We start from the raw sequence: 22437 nt of genomic DNA, 5'->3' as shown, positions 1-22437 counted from the left end.
GCCCCCGGGGCGCGGCGGCCGTGCGAGGATCGAACCGTGAAGGTCGTAGTTCTGGTCGGCGGGGTCGGTGGCGCGCGGTTCCTGCTCGGGGTCAAGGCGGCGCTGGGCCTGCCCGCGGTCGGCGAGCCCGAGCAGCAGTCCGAGCACGAGGTCACCGCGGTGGTCAACGTGGGCGATGACGTGTGGATGCACGGGTTGCGGGTCTGCCCGGACCTGGACACCTGCATGTACACGCTCGGCGGTGGCATCGACGAAGCGAAGGGCTGGGGCCGGGTCGAGGAGACCTGGTCGGTCAAGGAGGAGCTCGCCGCCTACGGCGCCGAACCGGGCTGGTTCGGGCTCGGCGACCGGGACATCGCCACCCACCTGGTGCGCTCGCGGATGCTGCGCGCGGGTTATTCGCTGTCCGAGGTCACCGAGGCGCTGTGCGACCGGTGGCGGCCGGGCGTCCGGCTGCTCCCGGTGACCGACGAGCGGGTGGAGACGCACGTCGCCATCGACGACCCGGACACCGGTGAGCAGCGGGCCGTGCACTTCCAGGAGTGGTGGGTGCGGTACCGCGCGGAGCCGGAGGCGCACGCGATCGTGCCGGTCGGCGCGGACGAGGCGAAGCCGACGCCCGCGGTGCTGGACGCGCTGCGGGACGCCGACGTGGTGCTGCTCGCGCCGTCGAACCCGGTGGTCAGCGTCGGAACGCTGCTGGCCGTGCCGGGTTTCCGCACCGCGCTGCGGGAATCGGCGGCGCCGGTCGTGGGCCTGTCCCCGATCATCGGCGGCCGTCCACTGCGCGGCATGGCCGACGCCTGCCTGGCCGCGATCGGCGTGGACAGCACCGCCGAGGCGGTCGGCAGGCACTACGGTTCCCGGCAGGACGCCGAGGGGATCTTGGACGGCTGGCTGGTGCACACCGGCGACACCGCCGAGGTCCCCGGCGCGCGGGTGCGCGCCGTCCCGCTGCTGATGTCCGATGTGGACGCCACCGCCGCGATGGCGCGGGCGGCGTTCGACCTGGCGCGGGAGGCGCGATGAGGGATCACGCGGCAGCGGGCGGGCTGCAGGTCTTCGCGGTCCCCGGCCTGCCCGAGTTCGGCCCCGGCGACGACCTGGCCGCGTCGATCTCGGCAGCCGCCCCGTGGCTCAGCGACGGCGACGTCGTGGTCGTCACCAGCAAGGCGGTGTCCAAGGTCGAGGGCCGGATGGTGCCCACCCCGCTGGACCCGGAGCAGCGCGACGCGCTGCGCCGCGAGCTGGTGCTGGCCGAGGCCACGCACGTGGTGGCCCGGCGCGGCCGGACGCTGATCACGCAGAACAAGCTCGGCATCGTGCAGGCGGCCTCCGGCATCGACGCCTCGAACGTGCCGCAGGACCGGGTCGTGCTGCTGCCGGAGGACCCGGACGCCTCCGCGCGCCGCTTGCGGGCCGGGCTCGCCGAGCGGCTCGGGGTGCAGGTAGGCGTGGTGGTGACCGACACGATGGGCCGCGCCTGGCGGGTCGGGCAGACCGACGCGGCGATCGGTGCGGCCGGGGTCGGCGTGCTGCACGGCTACGCGGGCAGCACCGATTCGCAGGGCAACGAGCTGGCCGTCACGCTGGTGGCGGTGGCCGACGAGATCGCCGCCGCCGCTGACCTGGTCAAGGGCAAGCTGGGCGGCGTCCCGGTCGCCGTGGTGCGCGGTCTGACCACTGTGGACGACGGGTCGACCGCGCGGGACCTGGTGCGCACGGTCGACCACGACCTGTTCGCGATGGGCACGGCGGAAGCGCTGGCGCAGGGCCGCCGCGAGGCGGTGCTGATGCGCCGCTCGGTGCGGCAGTTCGCGGACCTGCCGGTGGACGAGGGCGCGGTGCGCCGCGCGGTCGGCGCGGCGCTGACCGCACCCGCTCCGCACCACACCCGCCCGGTCCGCTTCGTGTGGCTGCGCGACCGCCCGCTGCGGTCGAAGCTGCTGGACGCGATGCGGATCGCCTGGCTGGACGACCTGCGTTCCGACGGCATGTCGGAGGAAGCCGCCCAGCGGCGCGCGAACCGGGGCAACCTGCTCTACGCGGCCCCGGAACTGGTGCTGCCGTTCCTGGTCCGCGAAGGCGCGCACGACTACCCGGACGAGCGGCGCGGGGATGCCGAGCGGCAGATGTTCACCGTCGCAGGCGGTGCCGCCGTGCAGGGACTGCTGGTGTCGCTGGCCGCCGAGGAGCTCGGCTCGTGCTGGGTGTCCTCGACGTTGTTCTGCCCGGACGTGGTCCGGGCGACCCTGGACCTGCCCGACGAGTGGGAACCGCTCGGCGCCGTCGCGGTCGGCCACCCGGCCGAGCCCGCCGAAGGCCCGCGCGAACCCCGCGACCTCGACGACGGATTGGTGGAGCTGTGAGCGGACCCCACGCCGACGCGCGGCACGTGCTCGGCGGCTGGCGCCCGGCCGACCCGCAGCAGGAAGCGCTGCGGCACGCCTTCCTGACCTTGCTCGACGCCCGGGACGACGCCTGCCTGCGGGCCAGCGAGCCGGGGCACCTGACGGCGTCGGCGGTGGTGCTCGACGCGGCGGGCGAGAACGTGCTGCTCACGCTGCACCCCCGGGTGGGCATGTGGTTGCAGCTGGGCGGGCACTGCGAGGCCGAGGACACCACGCTGGCCGGAGCGGCGCTGCGGGAGGCCACCGAGGAGTCCGGTGTGGACGGTCTGGTGGTGGACCCGGACCCGGTGCACCTCGACGTGCACCCGATCACCTGCTCGCTGGGCAAGCCGACCCGCCACTTCGACGTCCGCTTCCTGGTCCGCACCCCGGAGGGCGCGCAGCCGGTCCGCAGCGACGAGTCCCTCGACCTCCGCTGGTGGCCGGTGGACGCCCTGCCGGACAACACCGACCTGGGCCCGCTGATCACCGCCGCCCGCCGGCGGAGCTGATCAGACGGGCTTCCGGAACACGGCGTCCTCGAGCCGCCGCACCCGCGCTTCGATGTTCTTCGCCTCGGAGTCGGCCAGCGCTGCTTCGCCCAGCGCCCGCACGCACTGCCTCGACGACTTCCTCCATGGTGAGCAAGCCGCCAGCAACCGGACCCATGGCCGCAACCTCGCGGTGCCGCTCGTCACCGCGCAGCACGCAGACGTCTCGTCTGGGATTTCACGTTCAGACACGGGACGAATCCTCACATCGCCCGGTAGTCGCGGACCGGCATTCGGGGGCCGTGGCGGGGGCGGGTCGCTCCCGCCGCGCTGAGGTAGCGGACCGCTCGGTGGCGGTGGCCTTCGTAGGGGGCCAGGGCTTCGAGCATTCCTTCGTCGTCGAGCGGGCGGCCGGCCAGGGCGAGGCCGACGATCGTCGGCAGGTGGTAGTCGCCGACGCTCACCGCGTCCGGGTCTCCCCACGCCCGCTGCGCGACCTCGGCCGCCGTCCACGGGCCGATGCCCGGCACCTTCTGCAGCAGTTCGCGCCCTTCGACGCCGCGCAGCTCGACCGCGCGCTCCAGCCTGCCCGCCACCGATGCCGCTGCCAGCAGCGTGCGCCTGCGGGCTCCGTCGATGCCCGCGCGGTGCCACTCCCAGTCCCGGATTCCGCGCAGCTGCGCCGGGTCCGGGGCCACCCACAGCTTCTCCACCGGTCCCGGGGCCGGGCTGCCGAAGCGGCGGCACAGCTCCCGCCAGGAGCGCCAGGCCTCCCGGTTGGTGACCTTCTGCTCCAGCACGGCGGCGACCAGCACGTCCCACACCCGCCCGGACGCGCACAGCCGCACGCCGTGCGAAGCGCGCTGACCGCGTTCCACCACCTCGTGCACGGCGACGAACCCGCTGGCGTCGTCGGCTTCGCCGAGCAGACCCGGGAGGCCGTCCAGCACCAGCTGCGCGCCCTGCCCCCAAGCCGTGGCCTCGACGTCGCCCGCGCTGTTCTTCCGCACCCGGAGCGTGGCCGGGCCGACCGGTGTCGTCGTGCCCCACCACACCGCTCCCGCGGGCTCGACCCGCGTCGTGGGGTCGCCGCTGCCGCGGCGCAGCGGGGCGAGCACCCGGGGCGGGTCCAGCGGGTACGGCGGGGACCAGGTCCTGGTCAGGGCGTCGGCCATCGCTTCAGAGGGTATGCCGTCCCGGACCATGGTTGGTGACCGCAGCCGCGATACACAACGTGCCGCGGCCCGGAATGGTGTCGCATGCGCCGCAGGCGCATAACCCACCCTCGCAACTCGCACCGCCGCGGGTTCTCAGAGGCCGCCTGGCGAGGACAGCCCGTTCGCCGTGTATCGGACATACATAAAAACGGGATCCCGCAGCCAGGCGACCTCTGAGGTTCCGCTACTCGCACCGCCACGCAAAAGAGCCTGGAAACGACTTGTCAGCAGTCGGCGGAGAAGCGGACTCCGTGCTCGGGCAGTTCCACGCGCGGCCAGACGCGGGCGCCGTCGAGCAGTTCGCAGCGCGGGCCGATGTGCGCCTCATCACCGATGATCACGCCGCGCAGGACCGCTCCGGCGCCGATCGTCGCGCCCGCTCCCACGATGCTGCGCTCGACCACCGCGCCCTCCGCGACGCGGACACCGTCGAACAGCACCGATTCCGCGACGTGCGCACCGCTTTCGACGACGCAGCCCTCGCCGATCGAGCTGCCGCCGCTGAGCCGGGCGTCGGCGGCGATGGACGCGCCGTCGAGGACCAGCGCCTCGCCGTGCTCCCCCGGCAGCGCGTTCGTCGGGGCCTCGCCCAGCACCAGGTCCGCCGAACCGCGGACGAACGCCTCGGGCGTGCCCATGTCCAGCCAGTACGAGGTGTCGACGTAGCCCTGCACGCGCGCACCGGAGGCGAGCAGCTCCGGGAAGGTCTCGCGCTCCACCGACACCGGGCGCCCGGCCGGGATGCGGTCGATCACCTCGCGCCGGAACACGTAGCAACCGGCGTTGATCTGGTCCACCGGCGGGTTCTCGGTCTTCTCCAGGAACGCGGTGACGCGCCCGTCGGGGTCGGTCGGCACGCAGCCGAAGCGGCGCGGATCGGCCACCTTGACCAGGTGCAGCGTCACGTCCGCCGCGGTGTCGCGGTGGGTGGCCAGCAGTTCGGTGAGGTCCACGCCGGAGAGGATGTCGCCGTTGAACACCAGCACGTCGTCGGCGCTGAGCCGGTCCGCCACGTTGCGGATCGCGCCTGCGGTGTCCAGCGGCTCCGGCTCGACGACGTACTCCAGGCTCAGCCCGAGGTCGGCACCGTCGCCGAAGTGCTCGGCGAACACCTCGGCCTTGTAGGAGGTGCCGAGCACCACGTGCTCGATGCCTGCCGCCCGGATCCGGGACAGCAGGTGGCGCAGGAACGGCACCCCGGCGGTGGGCAGCATCGGCTTGGGCGCCGACAGGGTCAGCGGGCGCAGCCGGACGCCTCGCCCACCCACCAGCACGACCGCTTCCGCCGTCGACCGAGCGGTCCGGTCCTGATCATCCGCGGACATCGGCTTGGCTCCTCCTCTACCTGACGGACTTCCCTGACGAAAACCCATTGGGGGGAATACTCTGGCAGGACCAACGGCATAATGAACACCGGGCCCGTCCCAGAACGGCCGCGCCCGGCTCGACGCCCGCCCCCGGCGGACCACCGACTGCGAACGACTGAGAGGGCCTCCCATGGACCCGCGCCTCCGAGCCGACGAAGCACTTGCTCGCGCGCGGGCACGCGGCGCGTTCGTCGTCACACCGGACAACGCCATCTCCCCGATGGACGCGGCGAACACCGTGCGCATCCCGCGCGATGTGGTCGACCAGGCCGATTCGCCGGACACCACGCAGGTGATCCCCTCCGGACAGCGGCAGCCGCAGCCCGCCCAGCAGTACCAGCAGACCGAGCAGCACCCGCCGCCGCAGTACCAGCAGACCGATCCGCAGCAGGGCTGGCCGACCGAGGACTACGGGCAGGGGCTGCCGCCGAACCCGTACCACTCGCAGCGCGGCCCGAACGAGTTCGGCCCGCTCGGTTCGCAGGCCAACCAGCAGCAGTACCCCCAGTACTAGATCGGCGCGCCGGTCAACGAGTTTCGATTCGAGCTCGGATCGCCAGGGCTGCGCGCAGGGCGAGTCGCAGCGGGGCCCAGATCGGACCCTGGTGGCGGTCGGCGAGGTAGCGGTAGGCGCTGCGGTGGTGTTCGAGCAGCATCCGCTTGGCCGCCTTCGAGGTGGAGCGGCCGCCGATGTGCATGACCTCGGCGCTCGGCACGTAGATGTTGAGCCAGCCGTTGCGGCGCAGCCGGTCGCCCAGGTCGACGTCCTCGAAGTACATGAAGTAGCGGGGGTCGAAGCCGTCGATGGAGTCGAAGGCCTCGCGGCGCAGCAGCAGGCAGGAGCCGGAGAGCCAGCCCGCCGGGCGTTCGGTGATCTCCGCCTCGGACTGCCGGTAGGCGCGGGTCCACGGATTGCCCGGCCACACCTTGCCGAACACCGCGTGCCCGGCGCCGCGGCCGATCGAGGGCAGCATCCGGGCCGACGGGTAGACCTCGCCGCCGGGCTCCTTGATCAGCGGGCCGAACGATCCGCCGCGCGGCCAGCGCTTCGCCGCCGCGAGCAGTTCGTCGAGCGCGCCCGGCTCCCACTCCAGGTCGGGGTTGGCGATGACCACCCAGCCGTACTCGCTGCCCAGCTGCGCCACGCCGCGGTTGGCGCCGCCGCCGTAGCCGAGGTTGCCGCCGGTGGGCACGAAGTCGACGTCGGCGCGCTCGTCGGCGGCGCGCTCCGGTTCGCCGTCGGTGGAGCCGTTGTCGGCGATGATCACCCGGATCCGGCGGTCCGACGCCCGTTGCAGGGTGTCGAGGAACCGCCCCAGCGTCTCGCCCGGCGAATAGGTCACGGTGACAACGGCGAGTTCATCGCCGTAGGTGCGCGCTTCGGTCACGCCGTCACATTCTGCCGAACGTCCCGCAGCCGCCGAACCCGACCGTGCGAACGAGTCCGGGAGCTAGGAGCGGTCAGCGGGTGCGGAGGTGGATGTGGTGGGCGCGGGCGAAGGCCGTGCGGTGCTGGGTCGCGCAGGCCGCCCAGGTGAACTCCTTGGCCCGGCGCTGCGCCGCGGCCGCCAGCGTGGCTCGGCGGGCCGGGTCGTCGAGCAGTTCGGTGAGGCCCGCCGCGATGTCCCCGGCTCCGACGCCGCAGTACGCGACGGCGTCGCCGCCGACTTCGGGCAGGCTCAGGCGCCGGGTGGTGAGCACGGGCGCTCCGCAGGCCATCGCTTCCAGGACCGGGAGGCCGAAGCCCTCGCCCAGGCTCGGGTAGGCGACGACGTCCGCGCCGCCGAGGAATCCGGCGAGCTGCCCGAACGGCAGGTAGCCGGCGCGGATCACCCGGATCCGGTGCGGCACCGCTTCCAGCGCCCGCTCCACGCGGGTGTCCCAGCCCGGTTGGCCGGCCAGCACCAGCGCGGGCGAGTCGGTGCGGCCCTGGCAGGCCAGCGTGAAGCCGCGGATCAGCGCGGGCACGTTCTTGCGGGGTTCCAGCGCGCCGAGGAAGGCGACGTAGGGCTGGTCGTGCAGGCTCAGCCGGTCGCGGACCGCCTGGACCTCCTCCGGCGTCGGCGGGTGGAACCGGTCCGGGTCGACGCCGTGGAACATCACCGGCATCCGGGCCCGGTCGGCGCCGACGGAGCGGTTGAGCTCGGCGGCGGTCGCCTCGCTCGGCACGATGCACAGCGTCGCGCGGCGCAGCGCGGTGCGCGTCCACGCGCGGAAGAAGCGGGCCTTGACCGGCGAGTGCACGGCCGGGTTGGTGAAGAACGTGGCGTCGTGCAGGGTCACCACCGATGCCGCCGGGTTGGCCAGCGGGGTCGTGTAGTGCGGGGAGTGCAGGACGTCGGCGCCGAGCCGCCGCACCAGCAGCGGCAGGGTGGTCTGCTCCCAGGTCAGCCGCGCGGTGCGGGTCGCGACGGCTTCGGCGGCGGGCACCACGTCGGTGTGCGGCGCGATGGCCGCGTACAGCTCCGCGTCGCGGGGCTGGCAGGCGACCGTGAGCCGCGCGCCGTCGGCGTCCAGCGCCGCCAGCAGGGAGTCGACGTACCGGCCGACGCCGCCTCGGTCCGCGGGTACTGCGGTGGCGTCGATGAGGATGTGCGGCTCGCCTCTGTGCACCAGAGCAGATTACGGGGCGAAACGTCCGACCCGGGACGTGTACGTGAAAATGTGTTCTGGTCTATCCCGTTCAGTCACCGGCGACTGCCCGGTGCAGCGCCCAGACCTCGCGTGCGACCCGGGTCCAGGTGAAATCCGCTACACGCCGGTGCCCGGCCGCGCTCAGCTCCGCGCGCCGCGCCGGATCGCCGAGCACCTCGCGCAGCGCGGCGCCGAGCGCCACCGGATCGGCGCGCGGCACCACCACCCCCGCTCCCCCGGCGACCTCCACCAACGCGGGCGCATCGGAGTGCACGACGGGCACGCCGAGCGCCATCGCCTCGACCAGCGGCAGCCCGAAGCCCTCCGCGAGGCTGGGCGCGGCCAGCACGGTGGCGTTGCGCAGCAGGACCGCGAGTTCGGCGTCGGAGACCGACGACAGCACGCGCACCCGGTCGACGCCGCAGTCCGCGGCGATCCGCGCCACGTCCACCCCGCCCCAGCCCTGGTGGCCGACGACCAGCAGCGGGACGTCCGGGACGTCGGCCATCGCGCGCACCAGGTGCGGGTAGCCCTTGCGGGGTTCGATGGTGCCGATGGCCAGCACGTACCGCTCCGGCAGGTCGAGCCGCGCGGCCGGGTCGGGCTCGGCCAGCAGCGCCGGGCTCACGCCCTCGCCGATCACCTGCAGCCGGGTCGCGCGGACGTGCTCGGCGAGCTCGGCAGCCACGGCGGCGGTGGGCACGACCAGCGCATCGGCTTGCCGCGCGGCCCGGCCGATCGCCCTGCGGTGCCAGGAAGCACCGCGCGGCGTCAAGGTTTCCGGATGCGTCCACGGGACGGTGTCGTGCACGGTCACCACCAGCCCGCGCCCGCGCTTGGCGGGGGGCGCGAGGGGCGTCATGGCGTGCACGGAGTCACCGCCCGGCCACAGCGGGACACCGCGCTCCCACGCCGCGATCAGCGCGCGCCGCGGCAGCGGCAGCACTCGTGGCCCGGCAACGCCGGGCACTCGCGCGGCTTCGGGATCGCCGCGGCTGATCACGCTGCTGATCTCCCACCCCGCTGGTGCGGTCTCGGCCAGCGCGCGCAGCAGTTCCCGGGTGTAGCGGCCGGTCCCGCCGGGGACGGGCGCGAGCAGCTGCTCAGCGATCGCGACGAGCTCGGGCACCCGCCCAGCTTCCCACGCACCCGGCGCTCAGGTGCCGACGACCGGGGCACGGGCTCCGCGTAACGTCTTCGACCGTGACGTCGGAGCAGGTGCGCAGCACCGTTGTCGTGGTGACCTGGCGGGGGCGGGAGCACATCGAGTCCTGCCTGGACGCGCTGGCCGCCCAAGACCGTCCACATCGGACCATCGTGGTGGACAACGCCTCCGACGACGGCACCGCCGAGCTGATCGCCGCGCACCCCTCGGCGCCCGAAGTGCTCCGCCTCCGCCGCAACCGCGGCTACGCCGGCGGCGTAGCCGCCGCGCTGACGCGCGTCCGCACGCCCTACATCGCGTGGCTCAACGACGACGCCGCGCCGGCCTCCGGCTGGCTCGCGGCGCTGGAGGCCGCGCTCGACGCGGACCGCTCCGCGGCTGCGGCGGCCTCCGTGCTCCGCACGTCGGACGGCCGCACTCAATCCGCCGGCCTCCGCCTCACGGCCGACGGCCACGGCGCTGACGCGCCTCAAGCCTCCGGCGAGATGTTCGGGTTCTGCGGCGGCGCAGCGCTGCTGCGCACCGATCTGCTGCGCGAGGCGGGAGGCGTCCCGGCACGGTTCTTCTGCTACTACGAGGACACCGACACGTCCTGGCGCCTGCGCCTGGCCGGGCACCGGATCGTCACGGTGCCCGAAGCCGTCGCCGAGCACGCTCACGGCGCGAGCACGCAGCCCGGCTCTCCGCTGTTCCACCGCTGGAACGAGCGCAACCGGCTGTTCATGCTGCTGCGCTGCGCTCCCGCGAAGGTCGCCGCGCGCGAGCTCGCCCGCTTCGCCGCGATCACCTGCGCGCTGCCGCTGCGCAAGAACGTTCCCGCCGCCGCGAACTTCCGCGTCTGGCTCCGGCTGCGCGTCCTCGCCGAGGTGGCCGGAGGCCTGCCCGCGACGCTGCGGGAACGCCGCCGCATCACCCGGACCGTCCCGGTCGAGCGCGTGTGGCGGGAGTGGGCGGGCCGCTGAGCAGAACCGGCCAGAACGGGTAGGCGGCTCAGATCGGGAAGGTGGCATGGTGCACGCTTTAGGCGTGGCTGAGACGTCGGACCCCAGCAACCTGCCCCTGGTGTCGGTGATCGTGGTGAACTACCGCGGCGCCGACGACACCGTCGAATGCCTGCGCGCGCTGCGCGAGGAGCTGGACTACCCGGCCGACCGGCTGGAGGTGCTCTGCGTCGACAACGCCTCCGGCGACGGCAGCGCCGAGCGGATCCGCGCCGCCGCCCCGGACGTGCAGCTGATCGAGTCGGGCCGCAACCTCGGTTTCGCCGGTGGCTGCAACCTCGCCGCCCGCGCGGCCACCGGGCAGGTGCTGGCGTTCCTCAACAACGACGCCCGCCCGGACCGCGACTGGGTGCGCGCGGCGGTCGCGGTGCTGCGCGCCGAGCCGACCGTGGGCGCGGTCGCCAGCAAGGTGCTGGACTGGGAGGGGCGGCACATCGACTTCGTCGACGGCGGGCTCACCTGGTTCGGCATGGGCTACAAGCGGCACGCCGGCGAGCTCGACGACGGCTCGCACGACGCATCGCGGGACGTGCTGTTCGGCACCGGGTCGGCGCTGTTCGTGCGGGCCGAGCTGTTCGCCGCGCTGGACGGCTTCGACGAGCGCTTCTTCATGTTCTACGAGGACGTGGACCTGGGCTGGCGGCTGAACCTGCGCGGCTGGCGGGTCCGCTACGAGCCGCGGTCGCTGACCTTCCACCGCCACCACGCGTCGATGGCCGACATCGCCTCCGCGCGCGAGCACTACCTGCTGGAGCGCAACGCGCTCGCCGCGCTCTACAAGAACGTCTCCGACGAGACCCTGGCGAAGGCGCTGCCCGCGGCGATGGCGCTGGCGGTGCGGCGGGCCACCGCCCGCGGCGAGATCGACCCGACGCAGCTGGAGATCACCCGGCGCGGCGAGACCGAGGACGACGGTCCGGTGCCGGTCGACCGCTCGGCGCTGGCCGGGATGCTGGCCATCGACCAGTTCGTGGAGCTGCTGCCGTCGCTGAAGCTCTCCCGCGAGCAGGAGCAGCAGGCGCGGGTGCGCACCGACGCCGACCTGGTTCCGCTGATGCGCAAGGCGATGGAACCGGCCTACCCGCTGCCCCGCTACCTCGCCGCGCACGACGCGCTGGTCGAGGCCTTCGGCCTGGACGAGGTCTTCGGCAGGCCGCGCAAGATCGTGGTGATCACCGGCGACGCGGTCACCGAGCGGATGGCCGGGCCCGCGATCCGCGCCTGGCACATGGCCGAGGTGCTCTCCGTCGAGCACCAGGTCCGGCTGGTCAGCGTCAACGACCTGGTCAGCCCGCCGCAGGCGGAGTTCGAGGTGCACGCGGCCAAACCGCGCGAGCTGGCCGCGCACGTCGACTGGGCCGACATCGTGGTGCTGCAGGGCCACGTGCTGGAGATGGTGCCCTCGCTCAAGAAGGTCGACTCCAGCAAGATCGTGGTCTGCGACGTGTACGACCCGATGCACCTGGAGCTGCTCGAACAGGGCCGGGACACCGACGACGAGCGCCGCGCCAAGGACCTGGCCGGGGTCACCAAGGTGCTCAACACCCAGCTGCAGCGCGGCGACTTCTTCCTCTGCGCCTCCGAGCGGCAGCGGCACTTCTGGCTCGGGCACCTGGCCTCGCTGGGCCGCCTGACGCCGGGACTCTACGACAACGACCCGACGGTCCGCTCGCTGCTGTCGGTGGTGCCCTTCGGCCTGCCGTCGACGGCCCCGCGCCGCACCGGCCCGGCGATCAAGGGCACCCGCCCCGGCATCTCCGCCGACGACAAGGTGGTGCTGTGGGCGGGCGGCGTCTACAGCTGGTTCGACCCGCTGACGCTGCTGCACGCGGTGCACCGGATCTCCGAGCGGCACAACGACGTCCGGCTGTTCTTCCTCGGCATGAAGCACCCGAACCCGGACGTCCCGGAGATGGGCATGGCCGGGCGCACCCGCGAGCTGGCGCGCAGGCTCGGGATGACCGGCAAGTTCGCGTTCTTCAACGAGACCTGGGTGCCCTACCACGAGCGGCAGAACTACCTGCTGGACGCCGACTGCGGTGTGACCAGCCACTTCGAGCACGTGGAGACGACGTTCGCGTTCCGCACCAGGGTGCTGGACTACCTGTGGTCGGGGCTGCCGGTGGTGACCACCGACGGCGACTCGTTCGCCGACCTGGTGCGCTCGGAGCGCATCGGCGTCGTGGTCCCGCCCGAGGACCCGGACGCGCTGGCCGCCGCGCTGGAGAAGGTGCTCTACGACGAGGAGTTCGCCGCGGAGTGCCGCCGCCGGATCGAACCGGTGCGGGAGCGGTTCACCTGGGAGTCGGTGCTGGCGCCGCTCACCGAGTTCTGCCGCGACCCGCGCCCGGCCGCCGACCGGCTCAAGGCGTCCTCGCCGCTGGTGCGCAGCCCGCAGATCAACGGTGCCGAGGCGGTGCGCCGCGATCTGTCGCTGCTGCGCGAATACCTGGACGCGGGCGGTCCGCTGGAGGTCGCGAAGCGGGCGACCGGGCGTCTGCGGCGGCTCGCCGGTGAGCGCTTCCGTGGCCGCTGACCTGCGCGTCCTGCTCGACGGCACGCCGCTGCTGGGCAACCGAACCGGGATCGGCCGCTACACCGCGTCCCTGGTGACCGCCTTGACCTCCCTCGCGGACGTCCGGCTGATCGGTTTCACCACGCGCGGCTGGCGGCAGCTGCGCGAGGTGGCGCCGCCGGGAACCCGCGCGGTCGGCCCGCCGATCCCGGCCCGCGCGCTGCGAAAGCTGTGGCAGCGCGGCGCTTTCCCGCCGGTCGAGCTCCTCGCGGGCCGCGCGGACGTGGTGCACGGAACGAACTTCGTGCTGCCACCACCCGCCCGAGCGGCGGGCGTGGTGACCGTGCACGACCTCGCGTTCCTGGACGACCCGTCGCTGGCGGAGCCGGATCTTCCTGCGCTGGTACGGAGTTCGGTGCGGCGTGCGGAGGTGGTGTGCACGCCGACCGCGGCGGTCGCCGACGCGGTCAGCACGCGTCTCGACGTGCCGCGGGAGAAGCTGGCGGTCACTCCGCTCGGCGTGGACCCGGAGTGGTTCTCCGCTGTACCAATGGATTCCGAGCTCCGCGCCCGGTACGGGCTTCCCGCGGAGTACCTGCTGTTCGTCGGTGCCGAAGGCCCGCGCAAGGGCCTGCCCGGCCTGCTGGAAGCGCACGGCCCGGACCTCCCGCCGCTGGTCATCGCCGGGCCCGGCGAACCGCGGGTCGACGGAGCGGTGATCCGCACCGGCTACCTCCCCGAGGACCACCTGCGCCGCCTCGTCGCCGGGGCGAGCGCGCTGGTTCTCCCCTCCCGCGACGAGGGATTCGGCCTCCCGGCGCTCGAAGCGCTGGCCTGCGGAACCCCGGTCGTCTGCTCGGACATCCCCGCCCTCCGCGAAGTCACGGCGGGATGTGCGATCCGCTTTCCCTTCGGCGATGCGAGCGCGCTGCGCGAAGCCCTGCACCGAGCGCTGACGGATCCACCGGATCCAGAAACCGGTACGACGCAAGCGAAAACCTTCACCTGGCAAGCCTGCGCCGAAGCAACTCTCACGGCGTATCGGATGGCGACGGGCTGAGTCGAGGCACGTTCGCTCGGCAGTGATACCGGGTGGGTTCGACAGTGCGGTTCCCGCGCCCTCAGGGGTTGGGTTTGTGTTCAAAGCGGTAGCTGGTTGCGTGGTGCGCGGGTCGATTTTGCCGGAAACTGGCCGCGTTCTCGACGCAGTATGCGGCCGGGCAAGAACGCCAGTTTCAGGCAAAATCGCCGGACGCCACCACCATGCGAACAGTGGTGACACAAGGCCTGGGCCTGGCTGGCGCCGTCCTGGGTGCCTGGTGCGCGATCGTGCGGCGGAACCCGCGGTGGTGGCACGGGCAGTTTTGCCGGAAATTGTCTCCGGCCACCCCCGCAAGTTCCGTCGAGAACGTGGGCAATTTCCGGCAAAACTGCCCCCACCCAAGGCGACCACCCACCGCTTTGAACCCGACGCAACCCGTACGCAGCCGCACGGCCTCTCGCAAGGTCGACCGGTATCACCACCGAAGGATCGGCGGTGATACCGAGGAGGCCTGGCCATCAGAGGTGCGGTTGGGTGCGGGGCTGGGTTTGGGTTCAAAGCGGTAGGTGGTCGGCTTGCGGGGGTAGCGATTTCGCACGAAATTGGCCGCGTTTTCGAGGAAACGTGCGGTAGCGAGGCCGCCAATTTCGGGCGAAATCGTCGAAGCTCGGCACTGCGCTGATGGTCCGAAAATGCGTCAGGCCAGGCTCCCAGTCATGCCCCGGGTCACCTGGCCTTCCTTCCCTCTCCCCGCGGGATCAGGCACCACCATCATGCATACCCGCTCCGACCCGCACCAGCCGATTTCCCTCCGCTGCAGGTTTTCAAGGTCAACTACACCCCACCGGGTTACCCGCGAAGGATCTCTCCGTCAGTTTCGAACGCCGCGCGCAAGGCCTCGCGCCAAGAACGCATCGGGGTCAGGCCCGCTTCTCGCCAGGCCGCGCCGGACAGGACCGAGTACGCCGGGCGCGCGGCCGGGCGGGGGAAGTCCGCCGTCGTGCACGGTTGGACCCGGGCTTCGTCCAGGCCCAGTTCGGCGAAGATCGCGCGGGCGAAGTCGCACCAGCTCACCTGGCCGGAATTGGTGCAGTGCAGCACCTTCCGGTCCGGGCCGCGGCGGTCGACGACGCGTTCCGCCAGTTCCAGCAGGCCTTGTGCCAGATCCGCCGCCCAGGTCGGGGAGCCGATCTGGTCGCCCACCACGGACAGCGAATCCCGCTCGCGGGACAGCCGCGCCATCGTCTTCACGAAGTTCCCGCCGCGCGCTCCGTAGACCCACGCGGTGCGCACCACCCAGGCCCGCGCGCCCGAGTCGAGGACCGCGCGTTCGCCGTCGAGCTTGGTGCGGCCGTAGACCGTGCGCGGCGCGGGTTCGTCCGCCGGCTCGTACGGGCGGTCCGCGTCGCCGCTGAACACGTAGTCCGTGGACACCTGCAGCAGCGGGATTCCGCTGCGGTGGCAGGCCTTCGCCAGCTGCGCCGGGCCTTCGGCGTTGACCAGCGCCGCGCGCTCCTGATCGGTTTCCGCGGCGTCCACGGCGGTGTAGGCCGAGGCGTTGACCACCACCGGGCGCAGGTCCGCGTCGCGGGCGGTCTCGGCGAAGGACTCCACCGCGTCGACGACTGCCTCGCCGTCGGTGATGTCGAGCTCGCCGGAACCCGGAGCGTGCACCAGGGCGCCGGATCGCGCGGACACGATCCGGGCCAGTTCGGATCCCACCTGGCCGCGGCCGCCCGGCACCAGGACGGCGAGGCGGCTCACCGGGCCACCGCCGCGCGGGCCTTCAGCGGCTCCCACCAGGCGCGGTTGTCCTGGTACCAGCGGACGGTCTCGCGCAGCCCGGTCGCGAAGTCCACCCGGGGCGCGTACCCCAGTTCGCGGACGATCTTGCCGTGGTCCACCGAGTAGCGGCGGTCGTGGCCCTTGCGGTCGGCGACCGGCCGCACCATCGACCAGTCCAGCTCCAGCTCGGCCAGCACCCGCTCGGTGAGCTCCTTGTTCGTCAGCTCGGTGCCGCCGCCGATGTTGTAGATCTCGCCCGGCCGCCCGGCCTCGGCGACCAGCTGGATGCCCTGGCAGTGGTCGTCGACGTGCAGCCAGTCGCGCACGTTGAGGCCGTCGCCGTAGAGCGGCACCTGGTGGCCGTCCATCAGGTTGGTGATGAACAGCGGCAGGACCTTCTCCGGGAACTGGTAGGGCCCGTAGTTGTTGGAGCAGCGGGTGATGCACACCGGCAGCCCGTGCGTGCGGTGGTAGGAGCGGGCCAGCAGGTCCGAGCCCGCCTTCGCCGCCGAGTAGGGCGAGTTCGGCTCCAGCGCGTGCTCCTCCGGCCACGAACCGGTCTCGATGGAGCCGTAGACCTCGTCGGTGGAGACGTGCACGAACTTGCCGACCCCGGCTTCGAGCGCGGCCTGCAGCAGGACGCTGGTGCCCACGACGTTGGTGACGACGAAGGTGTCGGCACCGGTGATCGAGCGGTCCACGTGCGATTCGGCGGCGAAGTGCACGATCACGTCCACCCCGGCCAGCAGTCCGGTCACCAGCTCGCGGTCGCAGATGTCGCCGCGCACGAACCGCAGCCGCGGGTCGTCGGCGACCGGCGCCAGGTTCGCCTCGTTGCCCGCGTAGGTGAGCTTGTCGAGCACGACCACCTCGGCATCGGCGTACTCCGGGTACGCGCCGCCGAGCAGCTGTCGCACGTAGTGCGAGCCGATGAAGCCGGCTCCACCGGTGACCAGAATCCGCATCGCGCCTTCTCTCCGTGGACGACTGCCCAGGGGCGGTTCTCGCCGACCGGGCACCGCTGCGAAGTCTGGCATGCGCCACCCCGAAACCCAGCACACTCCCCGGTTACTCAGAGTGTCGCAACGGGTTCACTCTTATGAGCGTCATCACCCCAAAACTGGGATCTGCCCACTGAACTCGTGGGCCCCGCTAGCCTGCAATCGGAACACGAGCAAAATCACCTCGCGAAGGTGTAACGCTCGCGGCAGGCCAAGGAGGAAGCGGCGTGGAGGATCGGCCCAGGTGGCCCGGCGGTCCGCAGGGTCAGTCCGGCAGGCCCGCGCCCCCTCGCGGGAGCGGTCGCGGTCGTCCCGGCACCGGTGGCGACCCGGCACCGAGAGGGCGCCGCGCAGGCAGCGCGCCACCCTCCGGCGGCCCCGGCCGCAAGACTCCGCAGGGTGATGGTCGGCAGCGCCAGGCCCCTCGTTCGGGCGAAGGCCCGATCCCTCCGGAGAACGACGTCTGGAGCCGACGCCGAGGTGGCCGAAGAGGTGGCCGAGGCGGCAAGCGCGGTGCCCGCGCGTTCGGGCGCACGCTGTCCGCGCTGCTCTCGGTGCTGGTGCTGACCGCCACCGGCTTCGGCTGGGCGATGTTCCGCCCCGGCGGCGGTGGGACCTCCACGGCCGACGTGATCGGCAGCGGCTTCAACGCGCCGGACGGCGCCACCGACATCCTGCTGATCGGCAACGACAGCCGCAACGACTCCTTCGGCAACCCGCTGCCCGATGAGGTGCTGCGCTACCTGCGCACCACGCAGGAGGGCGGCGACCTCACCGACGCGATGATCCTGGTGCGCATCCCCAACGGCGGCACCAGCGCCAGCGCGATGTCCTTCCCCCGCGACACGCTCGTCGACGTCGGTCTCGGCCTGGGCAAGACCAAGCTCACCGAGACGATGAACAACGGCATGTCCGCCGAGCGCGCGAAGCTGAAGAAGGAAGGCGTCACCGACGAGAAGGAGATCGCCAACCAGTCCCGCCTGGCGGGCAAGCAGCTGCTGCGCAAGACCATCGAGGACATCACCGGCGTCAGCATCGACCACTACGCCGAGGTCAACCTGTTCGGCTTCGCCGAGATCACCAAGGCCATCGGTGGTGTCGAGGTCTGCCTGAACGAGGCCACCAAGGACCGGCTCTCCGGCGCCGACTTCCCCAAGGGCGTGCAGACCATCGAGGGCCCCGACGCGCTGGCGTTCGTCCGGCAGCGGCACGGGCTGATCAACGAGCTCTCCCGCGGCAAGCGCCAGCAGGTGTTCATGTCCAGCCTCGCCCACAAGGTGATGTCCACCGACACGCTGACCAACCCGGCCAAGCTCACCGAGCTGATCAACGCCATCAAGAAGTCGGTCACCCTGGACCCCGCGCTGGCCAACGACCTCCTCGGCTTCGCCCAGCAGATGCAGGGCATCGCCGGCGGTGACGTGCAGTTCTACACCGCCCCGGTGCACCTGGTCGGCCCGTCGGGCAAGGAGGACGTCACCATCAACATCCCCGAGGTCCGGCAGTTCGCGGCCAACCTCCTGCTCACCCCCCAGGAGCGGGAGCAGAAGATGGCCGCGCAGCAGGCCCGCGCGGAGATCTCGGTCAGCGTCTACAACGCCTCCGGCGTCAGCGGCCTCGCGGCCCGGGTGCTCGACGAGGTCTCCGGCCTGGGCTTCAAGGCGGGCGGCAGCTCGAACGCCGACTCCATGCCCAACTCCGTGGTCTACTTCGCCGCCGGCGAGGAAGAAGCCGCCAAGCAGGTCGCCGAGGCCCTCGGCGGGCTGCCCACCGAGACCAGCGCGAACGTCCAGTCCGGCAGCGTCCAGGTCTACCTGGGCAAGGACTACCAGGGACCGGGCGCGCAGAACTTCGCCGGCCCGCGCACCGTCCGCCTCGACGGCGTCCGCCAGCTGCCGCCGCTGCTCGCCCAGACGGACATCAACGAACAGCCGATCACCGCAGACGGCGTCCCCTGCGTGGACTGAACATCGGTCACTTCCACGACCCCGACGGGGCCAGCGGTTAACCTTGTCCGGCAATGCACGGCGGCGGGGGAGGCCAAGTGGGCGAACCGGAGCAGGAGACCGAGGCGGTGGAGCCCGCGCAGCGGCGATCCGGGTTCCGCATCGCCGGTCGCAGCGCGCTCGCGCTCTTCTCGGCGGTCGTGCTCGGCATCACGGCCATCGGCTGGATCGTGGTGGACCAGCTCAGCGACGTCAGCTCCGCGAAGGTCCTCGCCGACGCACCGCCTGCGACGGAGGAGGACGACGACGGCGCCACGGACGTCCTGCTGGTCGGCAGCGACAGCCGCACCGACGCGCAGGGCAACCCGCTGCCGGACAGCGTCCTCAAGCAGCTGCGCACCGAGGCCATCGGCGGTCTGAACACCGACAGCCTGGTGGTCATCCGGGTGCCGCACAGCAACGCCCCGACGACCGCGGTGTCCATCCCGCGCGACACCTACGCGCAGGTGCCCGGCGGCCGACCGGAGAAGATCAACGCCGTCTACGGCCTGACGAAGAGCACCGCCGCGAAGCAGCTCCGCTCCCAGGGCCGGGCGGAGGCCGAGATCGAGCGCGAGGCGCAGCTGGCCGGTCAGCGCGCGCTGGTGCAGACGGTGCAGAACCTCACCGGCCTGCGCATCGACCACTACGCCGAGATCAACCTGCTCGGCTTCTACGAGCTCACCGAGGCCGTCGGCGGCGTCGAGGTGTGCCTGCAGCAGGACACCAGCGACAAGGACTCCGGCGCCGAGTTCACCGCCGGGCGGCACACCATCTCCGGCGGCGACGCGCTGTCCTTCGTGCGGCAGCGGCACGGCCTGCCCCGCGGCGACCTGGACCGGATCGTCCGCCAGCAGGTCTTCATGGCCGCGCTGGCGAACAAGGTGCTGTCCACCGGCACGCTCACCGACCCGGCGATGGTCAACGACCTGGTGCAGGCCACGCGCCGGGCCGTGGTGCTCGACGAGGGCTGGGAGCCGCTGGGCTTCGTGGAGCAGATGCAGGCGATCGCGGCCGGCCGGGTCACCTTCCTGACGCTGCCGGTGGTGGACACCAACGCCCGCGACGACCGCGGTCAGAGCATCGTCAGCGTCGATCCCGCCGCGGCGCAGCGCTTCTTCGCCGGCCTGACCAACGCGCCTCCCGGTCTGGTGGCGAAGCCGAACCTGCAGCTGGACGGCACCGCCCGCACCGACCGCGAGATCACCTCCGACGGCAGCATCCCCTGCGTCCACTAGCTTCTGCGGTCCGCCGAGGCGTGGGCAGCGGCCGTTAGGCTCGGCGCATGAGCAGCCCTGTGTCAACCCCAGCCCTGCGCAACCGCACCTCAGGGGAACGTGACGCAAACCAGCCACAAGAAACCCCCAAACGCAAGATCGCGCCGAACGCAACCACCACTGTGAATCGCGGAGAGGCGGTGCGCTCATGAGCGTTACCCAGGCGCTGCTCGGGCCGTTGCTGGCCGACGGGGCACCCAAGCCGTTGATCACGCACTACGACGACGCCACCGGGGCGCGCATCGAACTGTCCCGGGCGACCACCGCGAACTGGGCGGCCAAGACGGCCAACTGGCTGGTCGACGAGTGGGACCTGGAACCGGGAACGCCGGTGCACGTGGCGCTGCCCGCGCACTGGCAGACGGTCGGCGTCCTGCTCGGCTCCTGGTGGTGCGGGGCGCACATCACCGGTGATCCCCGCGGCGCGGAAGTCGCTTTCGTGCCGGCCGCCGAGCTCGACCGCGGCGCGGGCGCGCGAACCGTTGCGGCCGTCGGGCTCGACGCGCTGGGAGCTCCGCTGCGCGGCCTCCCGGACGGGGTCGCCGACTACGTCTCGGACATCCGCGTGCACGGCGACGACTTCAGCCCGATGCTGCCGATCGACGGCGGCACTCCCGCGCTGCTCGAGCGGTCGGTGGACGAACTCGTCGCCGACGCCCGGAAACGAGCCGGGGAACTGCACATCGGGCCGACCGACCGCGTGCTGTCCACAGTGGAGTGGGAGCTGCCGGGCGGTGTGCTGGACGGCCTGCTCGCGGTGCTCGCCGGAGGATCCTCCCTGGTGCACTGCACGAATCTCGACCCGGCGAAGCGAGAAGGCCGCCGCGACGCGGAGCGGATCACCGCAGAACTGGGAAACTGACCCGGATGCGCGAAGCGGCCTGCCCCGATCGGGACAGGCCGCTTCGTTCGCCTTCGCGCTTGAAGCAGGTTGGCCCGCCACGGAATCGACACCGCCACGCGTTCAGCTGCCCTCTGAAACGCTGGGCACCGCGACGAGCAGGCAGACCTCAGGCAGCGACTCGCTCCGACTTGCCCTTGAACAGCGCGGAAAGCGTGTAACCCGGGCCGCTGAACCCGAGGGCCAGGCTCACGCCGGCGAGCACCAGCGGGTACTCGAAACCGCCGTCGCTGCTGAAGAACCCGGACCCGAGGTGCGCGGTGAAGATCGCACCGACCATGACCGCCGCGAGCAGGATCCCGGCGACGGGGAGCAGCACGCCCAGGATCAGCGCGGCCCCGCCGACGAGTTCGACGATCGCCGTGAACCAGGCCGCGACCGGGGGCAGGCCCATTTCGCCGAAGCCCGCGACGACCTTGTCCATGCCGTTGATCCCGACCTTCTGGTAGCCGTGCGCGATGAACGTCACGCCCACCACGAGGCGCGCGACCAGCGCCGTCACATCGCGAATTTGGTGCTGCATGGGAGGACCTTTCGAGGATGGGGTCTGCGGTGCCCGCAAGCATACGTGAAGCTTCAAGTAACTCGCCCGGCAGAGAAGATGCTCACACGAGCACCGAGTGGTGATGGCCGATCGCGACAACTCGCCAAAAATATGGCAAACGAGCAGTACCAGCCTTGGCTACCGATTAGTAACATCGAGGAATGCGTGACACACAGGCGCTTTTCAGCCCCGTCGGCGATCAGCTCGTGCCGAGCGAAGCGGCCTGCAGCCCCTGGGGCGAACTGGTCGGCGGCGGCCCGGTCGCCGGCCTGCTCGCCCGAGCCGTGGAGCGGACCAGCGACGACCCCGACCTGTTCATCGCCCGCCTCACCGTGGACCTGATGCGCCCGGTGCCCGCCAAGCCCCTCACCGTGACCGCCCAACCGCTGCGCACCGGGAAGCGGCTCCAGGTGAGCAAAGCGGTCCTCACCGTCGACGGGAAGCCCTCGGCGCGCGCCACCGCCCAGCTGCTGCGCCGCGGCGAGGTCGACGGAGTCGTACCGGATGTGCAGACGCCCTTCGCCGGCCCCACCGGCCTCCCGGACGGGCACCTGCTGCCACCGGAGCTCGGCCTGCGCTGGGGAGTGCACGACGTGATCCAGGTGCGGTGGCTGGAAGATCAGCGGGCAACGAGCACCAGCAAGGTGTGGATGCACATGCCGGTGCCGCTGGTTCCCGGCGAGGCGTTGAGCCCGCTGTCGCACGTCGCGGTCCTCGTCGACTGCATCAGCGCGGCCAGCCCGGTCGGCCCGATCTTCGGCCCGTGGATCAACACCGACATCACGCTCTACCTGCACCGCCCGTTCGAAGGCGAGTGGCTCGGCATGGAGATCGACCGGGACGTGCAACCGACCGGCATCGGCGTGGCGAACGCCCGGCTCTACGACGAGCGCGGTCTCATCGGCAGCGCCCACGAAGCCGTCATGGTCAACCAGCTCGGCTGATCTGCGGGGCCCCGCGACTTGCGGGGCCACCGCGGGCGGGCCGTGCTTTTGCCCGGAAATAGAAGAAGGGCCTTGTGTTCTGGATTTCTCCAGGACACAAGGCCCTTCCTGTGTAGTGTGTCGGCGGTGTCTTACTCTCCCACACCCTGTCGAGTGCAGTACCATCAGCGCTGGGGAG

The 22437-nt window shown here is 72.0% G+C and carries 19 protein-coding genes; 11 read left to right on the top strand and 8 right to left on the bottom strand.

All coding sequences use genetic code 11. The features are described 5' to 3' along the window. Positions 1-36 precede the first annotated feature (36 nt). From cofD to OU416_RS38060, 3 genes are read left to right on the top strand one after another with little or no spacing between them, the layout of a single operon-like run. On the top strand, positions 37-1029 hold the full coding sequence (gene cofD / locus OU416_RS38070) for a 2-phospho-L-lactate transferase (protein ID WP_270931952.1): 993 nt from the start codon (positions 37-39) through the stop codon (positions 1027-1029). Further along, complete coding sequence (locus tag OU416_RS38065) at positions 1026-2369, top strand: coenzyme F420-0:L-glutamate ligase (RefSeq protein WP_270931951.1); 1344 nt, start codon at positions 1026-1028, stop codon at positions 2367-2369. Before cofD ends, OU416_RS38065 begins: the two co-directional genes overlap by 4 nt. Beyond that, positions 2366-2902, top strand: coding sequence for an NUDIX hydrolase (locus tag OU416_RS38060; RefSeq protein WP_372907119.1), 537 nt, complete (start codon positions 2366-2368; stop codon positions 2900-2902). The genes OU416_RS38065 and OU416_RS38060 overlap by 4 nt, the downstream gene beginning before the upstream one ends. 242 nt (positions 2903-3144) lie before the next feature. On the opposite strand, the gene OU416_RS38055 is transcribed toward OU416_RS38060, so the two are convergent. Continuing rightward, on the bottom strand, positions 3145-4056 hold the full coding sequence (locus tag OU416_RS38055; protein ID WP_270931950.1) for a DNA-3-methyladenine glycosylase family protein: 912 nt from the start codon (positions 4054-4056) through the stop codon (positions 3145-3147). A 266-nt stretch (positions 4057-4322) separates the two neighbouring features. Beyond that, positions 4323-5423 carry a mannose-1-phosphate guanylyltransferase gene (gene manB, locus OU416_RS38050; RefSeq protein WP_270931949.1) on the bottom strand — a complete coding sequence of 367 codons (1101 nt, stop codon included), beginning with the start codon at positions 5421-5423 and terminating at the stop codon, positions 4323-4325. Positions 5424-5595: 172 nt separating this feature from the next. Between manB and OU416_RS38045 the strand changes: the two genes are divergently transcribed. Further along, on the top strand, positions 5596-5979 hold the full coding sequence (locus OU416_RS38045) for a hypothetical protein (RefSeq protein WP_270931948.1): 384 nt from the start codon (positions 5596-5598) through the stop codon (positions 5977-5979). A 13-nt stretch (positions 5980-5992) separates the two neighbouring features. On the opposite strand, the gene OU416_RS38040 is transcribed toward OU416_RS38045, so the two are convergent. From OU416_RS38040 to OU416_RS38030, 3 genes are all read right to left on the bottom strand, one after another. Beyond that, positions 5993-6853, bottom strand: a complete 861-nt coding sequence (locus OU416_RS38040) for a glycosyltransferase family 2 protein (RefSeq protein ID WP_270931947.1) — start codon at positions 6851-6853, stop codon at positions 5993-5995. Positions 6854-6926: 73 nt separating this feature from the next. After that, positions 6927-8057, bottom strand: coding sequence for a glycosyltransferase family 4 protein (locus OU416_RS38035; protein WP_270931978.1), 1131 nt, complete (start codon positions 8055-8057; stop codon positions 6927-6929). Between the two features lie 91 nt (positions 8058-8148). After that, positions 8149-9228: a glycosyltransferase family 4 protein gene (locus OU416_RS38030; protein WP_270931946.1), complete on the bottom strand. Its 1080-nt coding sequence runs from the start codon at positions 9226-9228 to the stop codon at positions 8149-8151. Between the two features lie 74 nt (positions 9229-9302). On the opposite strand from OU416_RS38030, the gene OU416_RS38025 reads away from it, so the two are divergent. The 3 genes from OU416_RS38025 to OU416_RS38015 all read left to right on the top strand — a co-directional run bounded on the left by OU416_RS38025 (position 9303) and on the right by OU416_RS38015 (position 13840). Beyond that, positions 9303-10226, top strand: coding sequence for a glycosyltransferase family 2 protein (locus OU416_RS38025; RefSeq protein WP_270931945.1), 924 nt, complete (start codon positions 9303-9305; stop codon positions 10224-10226). Positions 10227-10290: 64 nt separating this feature from the next. Beyond that, on the top strand, positions 10291-12801 hold the full coding sequence (locus OU416_RS38020) for a glycosyltransferase (protein WP_270931944.1): 2511 nt from the start codon (positions 10291-10293) through the stop codon (positions 12799-12801). Beyond that, positions 12791-13840: a glycosyltransferase family 4 protein gene (locus OU416_RS38015; RefSeq protein WP_270931977.1), complete on the top strand. Its 1050-nt coding sequence runs from the start codon at positions 12791-12793 to the stop codon at positions 13838-13840. Before OU416_RS38020 ends, OU416_RS38015 begins: the two co-directional genes overlap by 11 nt. An 831-nt stretch (positions 13841-14671) precedes the next feature. On the opposite strand, the gene rfbD is transcribed toward OU416_RS38015, so the two are convergent. Beyond that, positions 14672-15586 (bottom strand): dTDP-4-dehydrorhamnose reductase, encoded by a 915-nt coding sequence (rfbD, locus tag OU416_RS38010; RefSeq protein ID WP_270931943.1) that lies wholly within the window; start codon positions 15584-15586, stop codon positions 14672-14674. After that, complete coding sequence (rfbB, locus tag OU416_RS38005) at positions 15583-16572, bottom strand: dTDP-glucose 4,6-dehydratase (protein ID WP_270931942.1); 990 nt, start codon at positions 16570-16572, stop codon at positions 15583-15585. Before rfbB ends, rfbD begins: the two co-directional genes overlap by 4 nt. Positions 16573-17162: 590 nt before the next feature. Between rfbB and OU416_RS38000 the strand changes: the two genes are divergently transcribed. From OU416_RS38000 to OU416_RS37990, 3 genes are all read left to right on the top strand, one after another. Beyond that, entirely contained in the window at positions 17163-18575 is a 1413-nt protein-coding gene (locus OU416_RS38000) for an LCP family protein (protein WP_270931941.1), read from the top strand. Between the two features lie 77 nt (positions 18576-18652). Beyond that, complete coding sequence (locus OU416_RS37995; protein ID WP_270931940.1) at positions 18653-19831, top strand: LCP family protein; 1179 nt, start codon at positions 18653-18655, stop codon at positions 19829-19831. A gap of 187 nt (positions 19832-20018) precedes the next feature. Next, a complete protein-coding gene (locus OU416_RS37990; protein ID WP_270931939.1) occupies positions 20019-20732 on the top strand; it encodes a TIGR03089 family protein in 714 nt (237 codons plus the stop codon). 148 nt (positions 20733-20880) lie between these two features. Here OU416_RS37990 and OU416_RS37985 read toward each other — a convergent pair whose 3' ends face one another. Beyond that, a complete protein-coding gene (locus tag OU416_RS37985; protein WP_270931938.1) occupies positions 20881-21294 on the bottom strand; it encodes a DoxX family protein in 414 nt (137 codons plus the stop codon). Between the two features lie 182 nt (positions 21295-21476). On the opposite strand from OU416_RS37985, the gene OU416_RS37980 reads away from it, so the two are divergent. Further along, positions 21477-22259: a thioesterase family protein gene (locus OU416_RS37980; RefSeq protein WP_270931937.1), complete on the top strand. Its 783-nt coding sequence runs from the start codon at positions 21477-21479 to the stop codon at positions 22257-22259. Positions 22260-22437 lie beyond the last annotated feature (178 nt).

The organism is Saccharopolyspora indica (assembly GCF_027853965.1).
Classification (GTDB): Bacteria; Actinomycetota; Actinomycetes; order Mycobacteriales; family Pseudonocardiaceae; genus Saccharopolyspora; species Saccharopolyspora indica.
This window is presented reverse-complemented; position numbering and strand designations above follow the sequence as displayed.